The organism is Streptomyces sp. SID14478 (assembly GCF_010548525.1).
In the GTDB taxonomy this organism is placed as follows: Bacteria; Actinomycetota; Actinomycetes; order Streptomycetales; family Streptomycetaceae; genus Streptomyces.
This window is the reverse complement of record NZ_JAAGMG010000342.1, coordinates 1-15,287: the sequence shown is the minus strand read 5'-3', so window position 1 is coordinate 15,287 and position 15,287 is coordinate 1. Positions and strand designations below refer to the sequence as shown.

General features: G+C 71.6%; 14 protein-coding genes and 1 tRNA gene. 5 read left to right on the top strand and 10 right to left on the bottom strand.

The features are described from left to right. Positions 1 to 268 (bottom strand): DUF309 domain-containing protein (locus G3I40_RS11270; RefSeq protein ID WP_164302027.1); only part of this gene is annotated, 268 nt, incomplete at its 3' end. Positions 269 to 385: 117 nt separating this feature from the next. Here G3I40_RS11270 and G3I40_RS11265 point away from each other — a divergent pair. Next, a tRNA-Pro gene (locus G3I40_RS11265) sits at positions 386 to 459 on the top strand. An 85-nt stretch (positions 460 to 544) separates the two neighbouring features. Here G3I40_RS11265 and G3I40_RS11260 read toward each other — a convergent pair. Beyond that, positions 545 to 994, bottom strand: a complete 450-nt coding sequence (locus G3I40_RS11260) for a hemerythrin domain-containing protein (RefSeq protein ID WP_164302026.1) — start codon at positions 992 to 994, stop codon at positions 545 to 547. 112 nt (positions 995 to 1,106) lie between these two features. On the opposite strand from G3I40_RS11260, the gene G3I40_RS11255 reads away from it, so the two are divergent. Both G3I40_RS11255 and G3I40_RS11250 read left to right on the top strand, forming a co-directional pair. Beyond that, positions 1,107 to 2,585, top strand: a complete 1,479-nt coding sequence (locus G3I40_RS11255; RefSeq protein WP_164302025.1) for an MFS transporter — start codon at positions 1,107 to 1,109, stop codon at positions 2,583 to 2,585. Between the two features lie 37 nt (positions 2,586 to 2,622). Continuing rightward, the gene (locus G3I40_RS11250) at positions 2,623 to 3,519 is read left to right on the top strand and encodes an aminoglycoside phosphotransferase family protein (protein ID WP_164302024.1); all 897 of its coding nucleotides are present in this window, start codon (positions 2,623 to 2,625) and stop codon (positions 3,517 to 3,519) included. On the opposite strand, the gene G3I40_RS11245 is transcribed toward G3I40_RS11250, so the two are convergent. Both G3I40_RS11245 and G3I40_RS11240 read right to left on the bottom strand, forming a co-directional pair. Continuing rightward, positions 3,482 to 4,597: a mechanosensitive ion channel family protein gene (locus G3I40_RS11245; RefSeq protein WP_164302023.1), complete on the bottom strand. Its 1,116-nt coding sequence runs from the start codon at positions 4,595 to 4,597 to the stop codon at positions 3,482 to 3,484. The genes G3I40_RS11250 and G3I40_RS11245 overlap by 38 nt on opposite strands. Before the next feature lie 352 nt (positions 4,598 to 4,949). Next, on the bottom strand, positions 4,950 to 5,894 hold the full coding sequence (locus G3I40_RS11240; RefSeq protein WP_164302022.1) for an alpha/beta hydrolase: 945 nt from the start codon (positions 5,892 to 5,894) through the stop codon (positions 4,950 to 4,952). Between the two features lie 88 nt (positions 5,895 to 5,982). Here G3I40_RS11240 and G3I40_RS11235 point away from each other — a divergent pair, with 88 nt between their 5' ends. Continuing rightward, a complete protein-coding gene (locus tag G3I40_RS11235; RefSeq protein WP_203643849.1) occupies positions 5,983 to 6,612 on the top strand; it encodes a TetR/AcrR family transcriptional regulator in 630 nt (209 codons plus the stop codon). 241 nt (positions 6,613 to 6,853) lie between these two features. Here G3I40_RS11235 and G3I40_RS11230 read toward each other — a convergent pair whose 3' ends face one another. The 6 genes from G3I40_RS11230 to G3I40_RS11205 all read right to left on the bottom strand — a co-directional run bounded on the left by G3I40_RS11230 (position 6,854) and on the right by G3I40_RS11205 (position 13,284). Then, positions 6,854 to 7,876, bottom strand: a complete 1,023-nt coding sequence (locus G3I40_RS11230; RefSeq protein WP_164302020.1) for a Gfo/Idh/MocA family oxidoreductase — start codon at positions 7,874 to 7,876, stop codon at positions 6,854 to 6,856. Then, the gene (locus G3I40_RS11225) at positions 7,873 to 8,889 is read right to left on the bottom strand and encodes a Gfo/Idh/MocA family oxidoreductase (RefSeq protein WP_164302019.1); all 1,017 of its coding nucleotides are present in this window, start codon (positions 8,887 to 8,889) and stop codon (positions 7,873 to 7,875) included. Before G3I40_RS11225 ends, G3I40_RS11230 begins: the two co-directional genes overlap by 4 nt. A 48-nt stretch (positions 8,890 to 8,937) precedes the next feature. After that, positions 8,938 to 9,774 carry a carbohydrate ABC transporter permease gene (locus G3I40_RS11220; RefSeq protein WP_164302018.1) on the bottom strand — a complete coding sequence of 279 codons (837 nt, stop codon included), beginning with the start codon at positions 9,772 to 9,774 and terminating at the stop codon, positions 8,938 to 8,940. Continuing rightward, on the bottom strand, positions 9,767 to 10,735 hold the full coding sequence (locus tag G3I40_RS11215; RefSeq protein WP_164302017.1) for a sugar ABC transporter permease: 969 nt from the start codon (positions 10,733 to 10,735) through the stop codon (positions 9,767 to 9,769). The genes G3I40_RS11220 and G3I40_RS11215 overlap by 8 nt, the downstream gene beginning before the upstream one ends. Beyond that, positions 10,735 to 12,000 carry a sugar ABC transporter substrate-binding protein gene (locus tag G3I40_RS11210; RefSeq protein WP_164302016.1) on the bottom strand — a complete coding sequence of 422 codons (1,266 nt, stop codon included), beginning with the start codon at positions 11,998 to 12,000 and terminating at the stop codon, positions 10,735 to 10,737. The genes G3I40_RS11215 and G3I40_RS11210 overlap by 1 nt, the downstream gene beginning before the upstream one ends. A gap of 123 nt (positions 12,001 to 12,123) precedes the next feature. Then, positions 12,124 to 13,284, bottom strand: coding sequence for an ROK family transcriptional regulator (locus tag G3I40_RS11205; protein ID WP_164302015.1), 1,161 nt, complete (start codon positions 13,282 to 13,284; stop codon positions 12,124 to 12,126). A gap of 207 nt (positions 13,285 to 13,491) precedes the next feature. On the opposite strand from G3I40_RS11205, the gene G3I40_RS11200 reads away from it, so the two are divergent. After that, positions 13,492 to 14,745, top strand: coding sequence for an aminotransferase class III-fold pyridoxal phosphate-dependent enzyme (locus G3I40_RS11200; RefSeq protein WP_164302014.1), 1,254 nt, complete (start codon positions 13,492 to 13,494; stop codon positions 14,743 to 14,745). The last annotated feature ends 542 nt before the right edge of the window (positions 14,746 to 15,287 follow it).

Here is a 15,287-nt window from a genome sequence, read left to right as displayed (position 1 = left end):
CGAGGGCGCGCCACAGGTCGCGCTCGGCGTCCGGACCCGACTTCCACGCGTCCTCGAAGACCTCGTGCGCATGGAAAGGCCGGCCGGCGTCGAGCAGCGCCTGTGCCTCGGCGACGGTCTCGGCCGCGGTGCGCACGACGCCCTCCGGCTGGCGCTCGACGCCCGGGGAGCCGTACGGCAGGGGACGGCCGAGACCGTCCCGGGGGCGCGCGTTGCGCGCCCGGCCCCCGTCGTCGCGGTCCCGGTCGGCGCTCGGCGAAGTGCTCATGGCCCGATTCTCGCGCACCCCGCTCGTGGGCCGCGCAACCGGTTTCAAACCATCCGTGAGCTTGGGGTAATGTTCTGTCTGTCGCCGCCGGACGGGACACCGTGAGGCAGTCGACATCGGGACGTGGCGCAGCTTGGTAGCGCACTTGACTGGGGGTCAAGGGGTCGCAGGTTCAAATCCTGTCGTCCCGACTTCACACGACGTGAGGTCGTAGGCCGTGGGGCCGTTCCAGAGAGATCTGGGACGGCCCCACGGTCGTTCCCGCACGTCCTGCGTTCAGGAGTGCGCCGCCCGCCAGGCCGCCATGGACGCGTCCCAGTCGTCCCCGGACAGCGCGGTCAGCGACGCCGGGAACAGACCGTCCTCCTCCTTCGCGATGTGGCGGTGCAGTTCGTGCACGGCCTCGGTGAAGGTGCGGACGTCGGAGGGGTCCGCGAGGTCCAACGCGGGCAGCAGCGCGGCCAGTTCGCGGTGCTCGGCCTCCAGCGCCGCGATGTACTGCGCGTATTCGGGGTCCTCGCGCATCACCCGGAACAGGCCGTCCTCCTCGCCGCGCCAGTGCGCCGCCAGCTCGCCCGCCATCCGGTCCACCAGCGCGCGTGCCCGCACCGGGTCGCCGCGTTCGAGGGCCCGCAGCGCGTCCCCGGCGGCATCCGTGACGCGTTCGTGCTCGGCGATGAACTCCTTGATGAGCGGGATGTCCCGGCACCCGCAGTAGTGGCACATGGGTCCAGTGATACGTCAGTAATGGGGGGAGATCGTGGAGGCCCTCGTCGCGGGCTGTCCCGCGTGGCAACATTCATGTAATCAGCACGTAAAACTGAGGGGCGGAACGGGCATGGCGGGCGGGGCGGTTGACGCGACTTCCGACGAGGGGGCGACGCCCGGCCGCAGCGCCTGGCCGCACGTCGCCACCCGCCTGGACGCCGTCCCGGTCGGCGCCTGGCACTGGCGGATCACCCTGCTCGCCGGGCTCGCCACCTTCTTCGACCTGTACGAGGTCTTCCTCGGCGGCGTCCTCGGCAGCGTCCTGAGCGAACAGTGGCAGCTCGACGCGGACGCCAAGGCACTCCTCGTCGGGGCGCCCTTCTTCGGCATGTTCGCCGGGGCCGTCGTGCTCGGCAGGGCGGCCGACCGCTTCGGACGGCGCGCGCTGTTCATGGTCAACCTCGCCGGCTACAGCGTCACTTCACTGCTCGCGGCCTTCGCCCCGGACCTGACCTCGCTGATCGTGCTGCGCGTCGTCGCCGGTCTCTTCCTCGGCGCGGAGCTCCCGCTCGTCGACACGTACGTCAGTGAACTGCTGCCCGGCGCGGTCCGTGGCCGCTTCGTCGCCGTCGCGTACACCCTGGGCTTCTGCGGCGCCCCCGTCGCCGCGCTGCTGGGCGGGCAACTCGTCGCCGGGCGGGAGTTGCTGATCGACGGCTGGCGGTGGCTGCTGGTGTTCGGCGGTGTCGGTGCCGCCTTCGTGTGGCTGCTGCGCCGGTCCCTGCCCGAGTCGCCGCGCTGGCTGAGCGCGCACGGCCGGCACGCCGAGGCGGACCGCATCGTCGCCGGCGTGGAGCGCGGCGCCGGGCTCACCCCACCGCTGCCGTCGCCCCAACTGCCGCCGCCCGCACCGCAACCCGCCCCCCGGGCGGCCACCGTCCCGGTGACCGCCCTGCTGCGCCCGCCCTACCTGCGGCGTACCGCGATGCTCTGGATCTTCCAGGTGCTGCAGACCGTCGGCTACTACGGGTTCGGTTCCCTGGCCCCCCTCGTGCTGATGGCCAAGGGCCACGACGTGGTGGACTCCCTCACCTACACGGCGCTGAGCTTCCTCGGCTACCCGATCGGCTCCGCCGTCTCGGTCCTGTTCATCGAGCGGCTCGAACGCAAGACGCTCATCATCGTCTCGGCCGCGGCGATCGCCGTGTTCGGTCTCGCCTTCGGCACGGCCGGCTCGTCGGCGGCGATCGTCGCCGCGGGCGTCCTGATGACCCTGACGCAGAACATCTTCTCCAACGCCTTCCACGTCTACCAGGCCGAGCTGTTCCCGACCGAGGTGCGCGGCGGCGCCGTAGGCATCGCGTACTCGCTGTCCCGGCTGACCGGCGGCATCCTCCCCTTCGTCGGCATCGCCGTCCTGGACGACTTCGGCGCCGAGGGGCTCTTCGCCGGCTGCGCCGTGCTGATGGCGTTGCTGTGCGTGGACGTGGCGCTGCTCGGGCCGCGCACTACGGGGCGGGCGCTGGAGAGCGTGCGGGACCAGGACGCCACTGACGGAGTCCCGCGGGGCAGCGGAAAAGCAGGCGCGCCGGCCGTGAGCCGCAGGTAGGCTCGCGCGTCGCTGTGCCACCCCGCGAGAGGCGACCATGGACATCCCCAAACTGCACGACGGCGAGCCGGACATCGACGAGCATCTCGTGCGGCGCCTCGTCGACGAGCAGTTTCCGCAGTGGGCCGGCTCGCCGCTGCGGCACGTCGCGTCGCACGGCACGTCGAACGTGCTGTTCCGGCTCGGCGACGACCACGTGATCCGGCTGCCGCGCCGCGCGGAAGCCGCCCCCGACCTGGGGCTCGAGCGGCGGTGGATGCCGCTCCTGGCGGCCGCTTCGCCGGTCGCCGTGCCCGGCCCCGTGGCCGAGGGGGCGCCGGCCCACGGATATCCGTGGGCGTGGGCGGTGCACCAGTGGCTGCCCGGCAGCATCCCCGTCGTGGGGCAGTTGGCGAAGCCGGAGGCGCTGGCCGAGGATCTGGCGGCGTTCGTCGGTGCGCTGCGCGGCGTCGACACCACGGGGGCGCCACGCTCCTATCGGGGGCAGCCGCTGACCGAGCGGGACGCCTCCACCCGCGAGACGCTCGGCCGCATCGCCGGGACCGTCGACACCGACGCGGCGCTCACCGTCTGGGACGCCGCCGTGCGCGCCCCGCGGGACGCGCACCCCGATGTGTGGCTGCACGCGGACCTGCAGCCCGGCAACCTCCTCGTGGACGAGGGCCGGCTCAGCGCCGTCATCGACTTCGAGTGCAGGGGCCTGGGCGACCCGGCCGTCGACCTGATCGTCGCCTGGTACGTCCTGGACGCGCCGGAACGGCGGATCTTCCGGGACGCCGTCGGCGCCGACCCGGCCCTGTGGGCGCGCGGACAGGGCTGGGCGCTGAGCATCGCCGCCGCCGAGATCGCGTACTACAGGGAGTCGAACCCGTACATGGCGCGCACCGCGCAGCGCGTCATCGAGGAGATCCTGGATGCGCGGCGGGATGGGTGATCGACGGAGTGTGTGACGTGTCCCGCTGGTGCGGAATCACGACCGGGGCGCTGCCCTGTGCCAGGGCCACCGTGCGGGCCGGTGACGGAATGCGGATGCCCTCGACGCGGTAGCGCTGGTGGAGCCGCTTGATGAATTCGTGCTTGATCCGGTACTGGTCGCTGAACTCGCCGACGCCGAGGATCACCGTGAAGCTGATCCGCGAGTCGCCGAACGTGTGGAAGCGCACGGCCGGCTCGTGCTCGGGCACGGCGCCCTCGACGCCGGTCATGACCTCCTCCACGACCTCCGTGGTCACCCGCTCGACGTGCTCCAGGTCGCTGTCGTAGCCGACGCCCACCTGCACGGTCAGGGTCATCTCCTGCGCGGGGCGGCTGAAGTTGGTCATGTTCGTGCCGGAGAGCTGGGTGTTCGGGATGATCACGAGGTTGTTGGCGAGCTGCCGGACCACGGTGTTGCGCCAGTTGATGTCGACGACGTAGCCCTCCTCGCCGCTGCTGAGGCGGATGTAGTCGCCGGGCTGCACCGTCTTCGACGCGAGGATGTGCACGCCCGCGAAGAGGTTGGCGAGCGTGTCCTGCAGGGCGAGCGCCACCGCGAGACCGCCGACGCCCAGCGCGGTGAGCAGGGGAGCGATGGAGATCCCGAGCGTCTGCAGGACGACGAGGAAGCCCATCGCGAGGACCACGACCCGGGTGATGTTCACGAAGATCGTCGCCGAACCCGCCACGGCGGAGCGGGAGTGCGCGACGGACCGCACCAGGCCGGTGATGACCCGGGCCGCGGTCAGCGTCGCCGCGACGATGACGAACGCCGTGAGCGTCATGTTCACGTTGCGTCCCGTGCGGGCGGTCAGCGGCAGCGCCTCGGCGGCCACCGCGGCGCCCGCCGCGAACGCGGCCCACGGGACCAGCGTGCGCAGCGCGTCGACGATCACGTCGTCCCCGCCCCACCGCGTCCGGCTCGCCCGCTCGCCGAGCCAGCGCAGCAGGGCCCGCAGCAGCAGCCCGGCGAGCAGCCCCGCGACGAGGGCGATGCCGGCGACGATCAGGTCGTGGAGTGCGAGTCCGCGGGTCATCGGGCACCTCCCGGGCGCAACGCCGGGACGGAGGTGGATATGTGAAGCTTCGTCACGTGGTACCTGCTTGTTCGGGGTCAGGAGCGGTGCGCCGTACCGTGGAGCGGTCGGGGCACCGGACGGACATCCTGCCGTACGTGCCCGAACCGTGCGGACGGTGGGGACCTGGTGTGACGTAGTCGGCGTCAGGAAGCGGGCACAGGACCGGTGATGAGACGCCGAGCGGTACCGGGACGACGAGTGGGGTAGGCCTTCGGAGGGTGCGGCTTGTGGACATTCCTGCCCGCTAGGCGCCCCGCTCCGCTCTCCGCCGAGGAGTAACTCGCACAGATGCGCCGCGAGTTCGCGAGTACTACCCGATCCGCTCGCCCTCGATGAACGCCGTCAACGCGTCCACCGTCGCGTCGGGTTGCTCGTCGGGGATGAAGTGTCCGGCTCGGGGGATCACGGCGCCGGTCACGGTGTCCGCCCAGGGGCCGAGGGAGGCGGCCATGTCGGGGATCGAGCCGTGGGAGCCGGAGATTCCCAGGACCGGGACGCTCAGGTTCCCGCGCTCCAGGGCGTCGTGGTTCCTGCGCGCCGACTCCGTCGCGTCGCGGTAGTAGGCGAGGGACGCCCGGAGCCCGCCCTCGGCCGCGAGCGCGGCGGCGTAGTGGTCGACCTCGGCGTCGTCGAAGGTGTCCGGCAGGAGCGTCTTGGCCTTCAGGAACCAGTCGACGTACTCGCGCTCACGGCCGGTGAGGAGGGTCTCGGGCAGCTCGGGCACCAGGTGGAACGCGAAGTGCCAGGTCTTCCAGGCCTGTTCGGGATCGGTGGGGACGGCGTCGGGGAGGGTGATTCCGGGAATGCCGGCGTCGAGCAGGGCGACGCCGTGCAGGCGCTCTTCATGCTTCAGGGCGAGCGAGAAGGCGACCCAGGCCCCGATGTCGTGGGCGACGAGCCAGTACGTCGGCACGCCGAGCGCGTCCAGTGCGGCCTGGACGCGCGAGGCGGCCGTGTGGGTGTCGTAGGCCCCTTGAGGGCGTTCGGAATGGCCCTGACCGGGCAGGTCGACCGCGACCACGTGGAACCGTTCGGCGAGGCCCGGCATCACCTTGCGCCAGGCCCACCAGGTCTGCGGGAACCCGGCGAGCAGGACGACCGTGGGCCCGGCCGGCCGGCCGCCCCGCACGGTGTGGAGTCGGATGCCGTCCGCGTCGACCCAGCGGTGGGTGAAGCCCGCGAGGTCGTGCAGTGGCAGCCCGGGGAGCGGGTTCTGGTCTCGGGAGGGGTTCGGGGCCATGGCGTCGTCGGTCATGCGGCGAGCGTACGGCATCTTGAACTATTCAGTTCAAGATAGGGTGGGCAGACCACAGAGACTGGTCGGGGAACGAGGTGCGTGCGTGATGGCCGGGAAGAAGCAGTTCGACGTGGACGCGGTGCTGGACGCGGCGATGGTCCAGTTCTGGCGGGCCGGATACGCCGACACGTCCGTCGACGACCTCTCCAGGACGACCGGCTTGAACCGCAGTTCCCTCTACTCCTCGTTCGGCGACAAGGACGCGCTCTACCTGCGCTGCCTGGACCGCTACGCCGCGCGGTACGGAGACAGGTACGAGCGGGCGCTGTCCCCGGCCGTCGAGGAACCGCGCCAGAAGGAACGGGCGGAGGATGCGGTGCAGGCGGTGCAAGCGGTGCAGGCGTTCTTCGAGGTCACCCTGCAGCGCATCGCCGACCCGGACGTGCCCGACGGCTGCCTGATCGCCCAGACCGCGATGGCGTCCGCCGTGCTCAGCCCTGCCATCGCCGCCCGCGCGGTCCGGGCCCTGGGCCTGCAGCAGGCGCGCCTGCGGACCGCCTTGGGCGCCGCGCCGTTGGCGGAGAGCGAGGCGGGCGACTTCGCGGTGCACCTCGCGGCGGTCAACCAGTCCCTGGCCGTGATGAGCAGGGCAGGGGCGAGCCAGAAGCAGTTGCGCACGATCGTCGACGTCAGCCTGAGCGCGCTGTCCCGCGCCGTGCGTGCCGGGGGCCGGTGATCCCGGTCAGGTCCGGTTCCGGGCCGGCGGTCGCCGCCTGGTCAGGGCTGGGTCCGGTGGCCGCAACCAGGTCCGAGCGGTCCGGGGCCGGATGTCCCAACCGGGTCTGCCGGTCGTGACCTGTACCGGGGTCGAGGCCTGCGGCCGGAACCAGGGCCAGTCCGGTTCTGCCGCTCGTGACCTGGCCCTGGCCCTGGGCCGGGCCCGGCGGCCGGAACCGGTCCGGTGGTCCCGTCGCGGGCTACCCGGTGACCGGCACCGTCCGCCCCGTCCGCGCGGACTCGTACGCCGCCGCCACGATCCGCAGCGACCGCAGTCCGGCCTCGCCGTCCGTGACGTCGATCGAGGACGCGCCGAAGAGGAACGCGCGCAGCATCAGCGCGTCGAGGTCGACGCCGTACGGGAGTTCCACCCCGGCGCGCGCCGCCTCGCTGAAGCCGTGCACCTTCTGGTCGAAGGCGTCCATCTCCAGCGTCGCCCGGTCGCCGACGACCTGCATCGACAGGCCGCCCCACGCCGGGTGGTGCCGCGGCTGGCTCCAGCTGCAGTCGATCGTGGCGACGGCCCCGTTCGCGTACGTGACGGTGAGCAGGCCCGCGGTCTCGACCGGGACCGCGTCGTTCTCGTACAGGATGTTGTTCGTCTGCGCGTAGACGGAGTGCGCCGGGACGCCGTCGAAGAGGTCGTCGAGCAGGTCGGCGAGGTGCACGGTGTGGTCCATCAGGGCGCCGCCGCCCGCCAGTTCGGGGTCGACGAACCAGCGCCGCCGCTCGCCGGGCATGTAGCCGTTGTTCGCCCCGGACACCGCGAGGACCTCGCCGGCCGTGCCCGCCCGCACCGCGTCGCGCACCGCGAGGTACGCGGGGCTGAACCGGACCGGGTGCGCCACCGCGAGCCGCACCCCGGCCGCCCGGCACGCCGCGACCATCGCCGCCCCGTCCGTGGGCGTGGTGGCCAGCGGCTTCTCGCACAGGACGTCGACGCCGCGGGACGCGGCCAGTTCGACCAGCGGGCGGTGGCGGACGTTCTCGGAACAGACCACCACCTTGTCCGGCCCCCAGGCGAACAACTCCTCGTACCCGTCTACGTAGTTGACGCCCAGCTGGGCCGCGAAGTCCTTGCCGCGGACCTCGCCGGGCGCCGCCAGATCCGTGTCGGGGTCGGCCGCGAGGACCTCCACGCCGTCCATGGCCGCGAGCTGCCGCGCGAAACCGCCCGCGTGGACGTGCGCGAACGACAGCACCCCCACCTTGATGTTCTTCACAGTCCGGCCTCCTCGGTCGGCTTCAGTTCGACGCTCTCCCCGGTGCGCGCGGACTCGGCCGCCGCGGTCGCGATGCGGACCGCCTCGACGCCGTCTCGGGCCGACACCCGTGGCGCGGGCCCGCCCGCGACGGCGGCCGCGAACTCGCGCAGCTCCGTGAGGTAGGGGCTCTCCGTCATCGGGCTGCCGGGGATGCCCTCGCCGCGCGGGCGGGAGCCCTGGGCCAGCACGCGGAAGCCGGTGTGGGCAGTCGAGTCGTGCTCCAGGATTCCGGCCGGTCCCGCTACACGGAACGTCGTACGGAAGGGGAGGTCGGGCAGGCCCCACACGCCGAGGACGTGCGACACGGCGCCGGACGCGTGCGTGAGCACCGCCGTGCCCGTCGTCACGTCCCCGGCGACGGCGCCCGGTTCCTGACGGCCGCGGACCCGCGCGTGGACGCGTACCACCTCTCCTGCGAGCAGTCGCGCGAAGTCGAAGTCGTGGATCATCTGGTCGACCAGGATCCCGCCGGACAGCTCCGGGTCGGAGAACCAGGGCGCCCAGACCGGATAGCTGCCCGAGCGGGTGAAGCGCAGGACCGCCGGGTCGCCGACGCCGCCCGCCGCGACCGCCTGCGCGAGCGCGGCGTACGCGGGGAAGTAGCGCACGACATGTGCGGGGAAGAGCAGGACCCCCGCCGCGCGCGCCGCGTCGAGCAGCTCCTGCGCCTCGTCGACGCGCAGCGCGAGCGGCTTCTCGCAGAGCACGTGCTTGCCCGCGGCGATCGCGTCGAGGGCGAGCGCGCGGTGGGTGAACGTCGGGGTGCAGATGTCCACGACGGTGCTGCGGTCGAGGAGTTCGCCGAGGCTGTGCACGGCCGTCACATCGAACTCGGCGTATGCGGCGGCCAGTTGCTCCGCATGACCGTCGGTGGACAGGATCGAGACGCGAGCGCCCAGCTCCGTCCATGCGGGCAGGTGGGCGCGTGCGATGCCGCCGGCGCCGATCAGCCCCACGTCGAGGCGTGCCATGAAGGTCCTTTCCGGAGGAACGGGTGGTACGGGCAGTACGGCGGCGGGTCAGCCCTTCGTGCCGCTCTGGGCGATGCCCTGCACGAAGTGCCGCTGAAGGAAGAGGTAGAGCAGGATCATCGGCAGGCTCGCGATCAGCGAACCGGCCATCATCACCGGGTAGTTGGTCTCGAACTGGCCCTCCAGGGAGGTCAGTCCGGCACTGATCGGCATCTGCGCCGGGTCGGTGTTCACGACCAGCGGCCACAACAGGTCGTTCCACGACCACATCGCCGTGATCACCGCGAGGGCGGCGAGCGCGGGGCGGATCAGCGGCAGCATGATCGACCAGAAGATCCGGAACGATCCGGCGCCGTCGATGCGCGCCGCCTCCTCCAACTCCCGGGGCAGGGACAGGAAGAACTGGCGCAGCATGAACGTGCCGAACGCGCTGAACATGCCCGGCAGGAACAGCGCGGGCGTCGAGTTCAGCAGGCCCAGCCGCTGGATGATGTCGTACTGCGGCAGGATCAGCAGCGAGGACGGGACGAGCAGCACGGACAGGAACAGTGCGAACAGCACGTTCTTGCCGCGAAAGCGCATCCGGGCGAAGGCGTACGCGGCCAGCGAGCAGAACACCAGCTGGCCGAGCGTGCGGCCGACCGTGTTGATGACGCTGTTGCGGAGCATGTCCCCGTACGGCAGTGCCGTGAAGACCTCGTGGAACGCGTCCCAGTTCCACCGCTCGGGGAAGAACGTGGTCGGTACGTGCACGGCCTCGCCCAGCGTCTTCAGCGCCGTCAACAGCTGCCACAGGAACGGAAAGATCATCACCAGGGCGCCGAGCGACAGCAGGACGTGCGTGGCGAGGGAGCCGCGGTCGATGCGGCGCATGCTGTCACGCATAGTGCACCCACCTCTTCTGGAGCCGGAACTGAAGGAACGTCAGGGACGCGGTGAGCACCATGAGGACGAACGCCAGCGCCGCCGCGGCGCCCTGTTTGTTCTGCCCGAACGCCCACTGGTAGAAGAGGCTCACCACGGACTGCGTGGAGCCGAGCGCCGGATTCGTCGGGCTCATCATCACGTAGATCAGGTCGAACATCTGCAACGAGTTGATGACGCAGATGATCGCCGCGAAGAAGATGCTCGGGGTGAGCAACGGCAGCGTGATGGTGAAGAACCGGCGCACCGGGCCCGCCCCGTCCAGCTCGGCGGCCTCGTAGTAGTCCTGCGGAATGCCCTTGATCCCCGCGATGAAGATGATCAAGTAGTAGCCGACGCTCTGCCACACCGAGACGACGCCGATCGCCCACAGCGCGGTCGACGGGTCGGACGCCCAGAAGTGCCGGGAGACGCCGAACCACGACAACACCTCGTTCAGGAGGCCGAAGTTGCCGTTGTAGAGCCAGTTCCAGACCAGGCCGACCGCGACCGGCAGCGTCACGAACGGGATGAAGTACAAGGCGCGGTAGACGCTCACGCCGCGCAGCCCGCGCCGGTTCAGGAGCGCCGCCACCGCGATCGAGATCGGCAGCGTGACCAGGCCGATCGCGCCGTACAGCAGCGTGTTGCCGACGGCACGCCACACGGTGACGTCCTGCACGACCCGCACGTAGTTGTCCCCGCCGGTCCAGGTGTTGCCGCCGAACGGACCGAAGTCCGTGAAGCTGTAGCCGAACGTCTGGATCATCGGCCAGATGTAGAACACCAGGAAACCGATGCCGATCGGCGCGACGAAGAGATAAGCGGCCTTCTGCGTCCGCGAGTTGGGGCCTCGTGTGGCGCCGTCCGGCCCGGCCTTCGTGCGGGGCCTGCGGATGCGGCCGTCCGCCTCCGCGGCGGCCGTCGACGGGAACACGGCCATCAGTTGTCCTCCTCGTCGAGCGCCCGGTCCATCTGTTTCGCCAGCGTCCGCGCCGTGTCCTCGATGCCGCCCTTGCCGCTGAACGGCGCGCCGAGCAGCAGGTACTCCAGGTCCTCCCAGACGGCGGTGTTGCGCGAACTCGGGTACGGGACCGCGTAGTCGAGCATGTCGATGAAGTTCTTCAGGTCGAACTCGGGCATCGACTTCAGCCAGGCGTCCTGCGTCCCCGTGTAGGAGGAGATGGTGATGCCGGCCTTCGCCTGGATCTCGGCGGCCTCGCGGCGCGCGAGGAAGTCCACGAGCTTCCAAGCCGCCTGTTTGTGCCGGGACTTGACGCTGACGACGTTGGCCAGGCCGTGGATGACGGTGGCCCGCTTGCGGCCCTTGGGCAGCACGGTGACGCCGCCGTGGTCCTTGATGGCGGGCGTGGCGTACATGAACGAGGCCATCGCCGACAGGTCGTAGTTCATCGCGACCTGCTCCGACAGGTACAGGTTGCGCGACCGCACCTCCGCCATGGCGCTCTGCGGTGGAGACCAGCCCCGGTCCACCAGGTCCGTCCAGAACCGCAGGCCCTCGATCGAGCGCGGATCGGCGAAGCCGGAGTGGCCGTCCCGCAGGACGTAGCCGCCGGCGCCGAAGATCGTCGGGTAGAACTTCGACTGCCGGTCCATCTCGGAGGCGATCCCGTAGATCCGCTTCTTCGGGTCGGTCAGCTCCCGGGCCGCGTCCCGCACGTCGTCCCACGTCCACGCGGAGTCCGGGTACGTGATGCCCGCCTTGTCGAACAGGGCCTTGTTGTACCAGAGCCCGATCGTGTCGAAGTCCTTGGGCAGGCCGTACTGCTTGCCCTTGTACGCGTAGATGTCGACGAGCGCCTCGGGGTGCTCGTCGACCGGCGTACGGTCCCGGGCGATGTGCGCGTCCAGCGGCTCCAGCATGCCGTTCGCCGCGTACAGCTGGATGTTCACGGCGTTCATCCAGAACACGTCGGGCGCCGTGCCGCCGCGCATCGCCGTGCGCAGGGTCGTCCAGTACGTGTTCCAGGGGGTGAGCTGGATCTCCACGGATATCTGCGGGTTCTCGCGCTCGAACGCCTTGATGATCTGCTGGAGCGCGGGGGCCTGGGCCGGGTCCCACATCCCGTAGGAGATCGTGGTGCGGCCCCGGGGTGAGGCGGTGTCCAGAGCTCCGTCGTCGTTGCTGCAGCCGGCGGCGAGCGGCGCCGCCGCGAGCGCACCGGCGAGAAGCGTTCTCCTGCGCATACGCGTCTCCGGTCGATAGAGGAGAAGGGAGGTCGGGGAGAGGGTGGAGTGATCGGGGAGAAGGAGGAGTGGTCGGGGCGAGGGAGTGGTGCCGCCGAGTCGGGCGAGGACGGCGGCACAGGGTCAGTGCAATGCGGTCGGCAGTAACGGGCCCGGCTGGTGCGGGAGTTGGGTCTCGACGGCGTCCAGGGCGCGGCGCACCGCGCCCAGGGCCACGCCTTCGCGGCCGAGCGTGCTCACCGCGATCGGCGGCACGTGCAGGGTCAGAGGCCGCAGGTGCTCGGTGAGCAGCGGCCCCAGCGGATCGCCGACCGGGGACAACGCCCCGGACAGCACGAGGAGTTCGGGGTCGAGGGCGAGCACGAGCGCCGCGATGCCGGGCGCCACCCCGGCCAGATAGCGGTCGACGACGTCGAGCGCTCCGGGCTCCCCGGTGCGCACGGCCCGCGCGAGCGCGTCGCTGGTCGACTCGCCCGGCTGCCGTTCGCCGTCCCAGGCGAGGGCCTTCTCGGCCTCGTCCAGGCCGAGTTGGGGGAGGATGCCGAGCTCGCCCGCGCCACCGCGGCGGCCCCGGTGCAGCCGTCCGTCGATCATGAGGCCGCACGAGATGCGCCGCCCCACGAGCACGCAGGCCACGTCGTCGGCGAGGACCGCCGCACCCCGCCAGTGCTCGGCGAGCACGGCGAGATTGACATCGTTCTCCACGAAGACCCGGCAGGGCACGTCGTCGGCGAGGCGCCGCGCCAGGTCCAGGTCGGTCCAGTCCGGCACGATCACCGAGCGGATCCGGCCCGTGTCGTCGACCATGCCGGGCACGCCGATGCCCACCGACCAGACCGCGTCGGGGCCGAGCCCCTCCTGCGCGAGGAACCGGCGCAGCCGGACACGCAGCAGCTCGATGCGCTCCCCACCGGACAGTCCGGCGGGGAACTCCTCCCGTCGGCGGGCGACGACCTCGCCGTCGAGCCGCGCGAGCAGCAGCACGAGCTTCTTCAGCCCGATGTCGATGCCGACCACGTGCCCGGCCTCGGCCCGGAACCGGAAGCGGCGCGCGGGCCGCCCCGGTGCCCGCCCGGCCGCCGGGGCGTCCGTCTCGGCGATCCAGCCCTGCGCGGCCAGCTCCTCCACGAGGGCCTCGACCGTCGGCCGGGACAGCCCCGTCGTGGTGGCGAGCCCGCTCACCGTCTGCGGGCTCTCCTGGCGCAACGCCCGCAGCACCACGGCGGTGTTGAGGCCGCGCAGCGCCGCGAGATCGTGCCCGCGCGCCCGGTCGTGCACCGGCATGGCACCTGCCTCCGTGAGCTGTTCGGGTGGTCGTGCGGTCAGGTTGCGCAGGACTGTTGCATAACCACAGGGCCTTGGGAAGCCCGTCGGCACGGAAATTACGCAGAGCTCCTGCGAATTGAGGAGGGCGAGCGGGACGGCGCCTCCCATGGATCGTCACAGATGCCCCATTGACGCCTCTTCGGCCCGACGCTGACGCTGGGGGGCATGACCCAACTGTCGGAGCATCTGCGCCAGGCCACCCCCGTCGTCGCGCAGCGCGGGGAAGGCGTCCACCTCTACGGCATCGACGGCCGCCGCTATCTGGACTTCACCGCCGGGATCGGGGTCACCAGTACCGGCCACTGCCATCCCCGAGTCGTCGCCGCCGCGCAGGAGCAGGTCGCCACCCTCATCCACGGCCAGTACACGACCGTCATGCACGAGCCGTTGCAGCGCCTCGTGGGCAAGCTCGCCGACGTGCTGCCCGCGGGCCTCGACAGCCTCTTCTTCGCGAACTCGGGCAGCGAGGCCGTCGAGGCGGCGCTGCGGCTGGCCCGGCAGGCCACGGGACGCCCCAACATCGTGGTCGCGCACGGCGGTTTCCATGGCCGTACCGTGGCCGCGGCGTCGCTCACCACGTCGGGCACCAAGATCCGTACGGGCTTCGGCCCGCTGATGGCGGGCGTGGCCATCACGCCCTTCCCGAACGCGTACCACTACGGCTGGGACGAGGAGACGGCCACCCGGTTCGCGCTGCGGGAGTTCGACCACCTGCTGCAGACGGTGTCCGACCCCGACGACACGGCGGCGATCCTCATCGAGCCGGTCCTCGGCGAGGGCGGCTACGTGCCCGCCAACACGGCGTTCCTGCAAGGGCTGCGCGAGCGCGCCGACCGGCACGGCATCCTGCTGATCCTCGACGAGATCCAGACCGGCGTCGGCCGCACGGGCCGCTTCTGGGGCCATGACCACTTCGACGTCAGGCCCGACGTCCTGATCACCGCGAAGGGCCTGGCCAGCGGCTTCCCGCTGTCGGGCATCGCGGCTCCGGAGTCCCTGATGCACAAGGCCAGGCCCGGCTCGCAGGGCGGCACGTACGGCGGCAACGCGGTGGCGTGCGCGGCGGCGTGCGCCACCCTCGACGTCATCTCCGAGGAAGGGCTCGTCGAAAACGCCGCGACGATGGGCGCGCGGCTGCGGGCCGGCCTGGAGGACGTCGCCGCGAAGACACCGGCGATCGGCGACGTGCGGGGCCTCGGCCTGATGCTCGCGAACGAGTTCACCACGGCCGACGGCGAGCCCGACCCGGCGACCGCCCTCAAGGCCCAACAGGCCGCGGCGGACGAGGGCTTGCTGCTGCTGACCTGCGGGCCGTGGGGAAACGTGGTGCGGATGATCCCGGCGCTCGTGGTGGCCCAGGAGCAGATCGACGAGGCCGTACAGGCGTGGGGGAGGGCGGTGGCCACCGCGACGGCCTGAGCGCGGCGAACGCACCCTGGGAGCAGCGGCGCAGCCGCGCTCCCAGGGGCGCGGGGAACTGCGCGAGCAAGCACGACGAGTCCGGCACCCGGCATCGAGCGGCCAGCCGCAGGACGCAGTCCGGCCTTGAGGGGCGCGGGGAACTGCGCGCTCAACCAGGACGAGTCCTGCACCCGGCATCGAGCGGTCAGTCGCAGGACGCAGTCCGGCTTGGAGGGGCGCGGGGAACTGCGCGCTCAACCACGACGAGTCCTGCACCCGGCATCGAGCGGCCAGCCGCAGGACGCAGACCGGCCTTGAGGGGCGCGGGGAACTGCGCGCTCAACCAGGACGAGTCCTGCGCCCGGCGCCGAGCGGTCAGCCGCAGGACGCAGTCCGGCCTTGAGGGGCGCGGGGAACTGCGCGACCAGCCACCACACCACCTGCACCAGTACCAACCACCCCACCCCACCCCACCCCACCCCACCCCACCCCACCCCACCCCACCCCACCCCACCCCACCCCACCCCACCCCACCCCACCCCACCCCACCCCACCCCACC

Coding starts and splice junctions, on each gene's coding strand:
- G3I40_RS11205 (WP_164302015.1), bottom strand. CDS start 13,284: ATGCCGGTGCACGACCGGGCGCGCGGGCACGATCTCGCGGCGCTGCGC.
- G3I40_RS11220 (WP_164302018.1), bottom strand. CDS start 9,774: ATGCGTGACAGCATGCGCCGCATCGACCGCGGCTCCCTCGCCACGCAC.
- G3I40_RS11255 (WP_164302025.1), top strand. CDS start 1,107: ATGGCGGGCGGGGCGGTTGACGCGACTTCCGACGAGGGGGCGACGCCC.
- G3I40_RS11210 (WP_164302016.1), bottom strand. CDS start 12,000: ATGCGCAGGAGAACGCTTCTCGCCGGTGCGCTCGCGGCGGCGCCGCTC.
- G3I40_RS11250 (WP_164302024.1), top strand. CDS start 2,623: ATGGACATCCCCAAACTGCACGACGGCGAGCCGGACATCGACGAGCAT.
- G3I40_RS11240 (WP_164302022.1), bottom strand. CDS start 5,894: ATGACCGACGACGCCATGGCCCCGAACCCCTCCCGAGACCAGAACCCG.
- G3I40_RS11245 (WP_164302023.1), bottom strand. CDS start 4,597: ATGACCCGCGGACTCGCACTCCACGACCTGATCGTCGCCGGCATCGCC.
- G3I40_RS11225 (WP_164302019.1), bottom strand. CDS start 8,889: ATGGCACGCCTCGACGTGGGGCTGATCGGCGCCGGCGGCATCGCACGC.
- G3I40_RS11235 (WP_203643849.1), top strand. CDS start 5,983: ATGGCCGGGAAGAAGCAGTTCGACGTGGACGCGGTGCTGGACGCGGCG.
- G3I40_RS11200 (WP_164302014.1), top strand. CDS start 13,492: ATGACCCAACTGTCGGAGCATCTGCGCCAGGCCACCCCCGTCGTCGCG.
- G3I40_RS11215 (WP_164302017.1), bottom strand. CDS start 10,735: ATGGCCGTGTTCCCGTCGACGGCCGCCGCGGAGGCGGACGGCCGCATC.
- G3I40_RS11260 (WP_164302026.1), bottom strand. CDS start 994: ATGTGCCACTACTGCGGGTGCCGGGACATCCCGCTCATCAAGGAGTTC.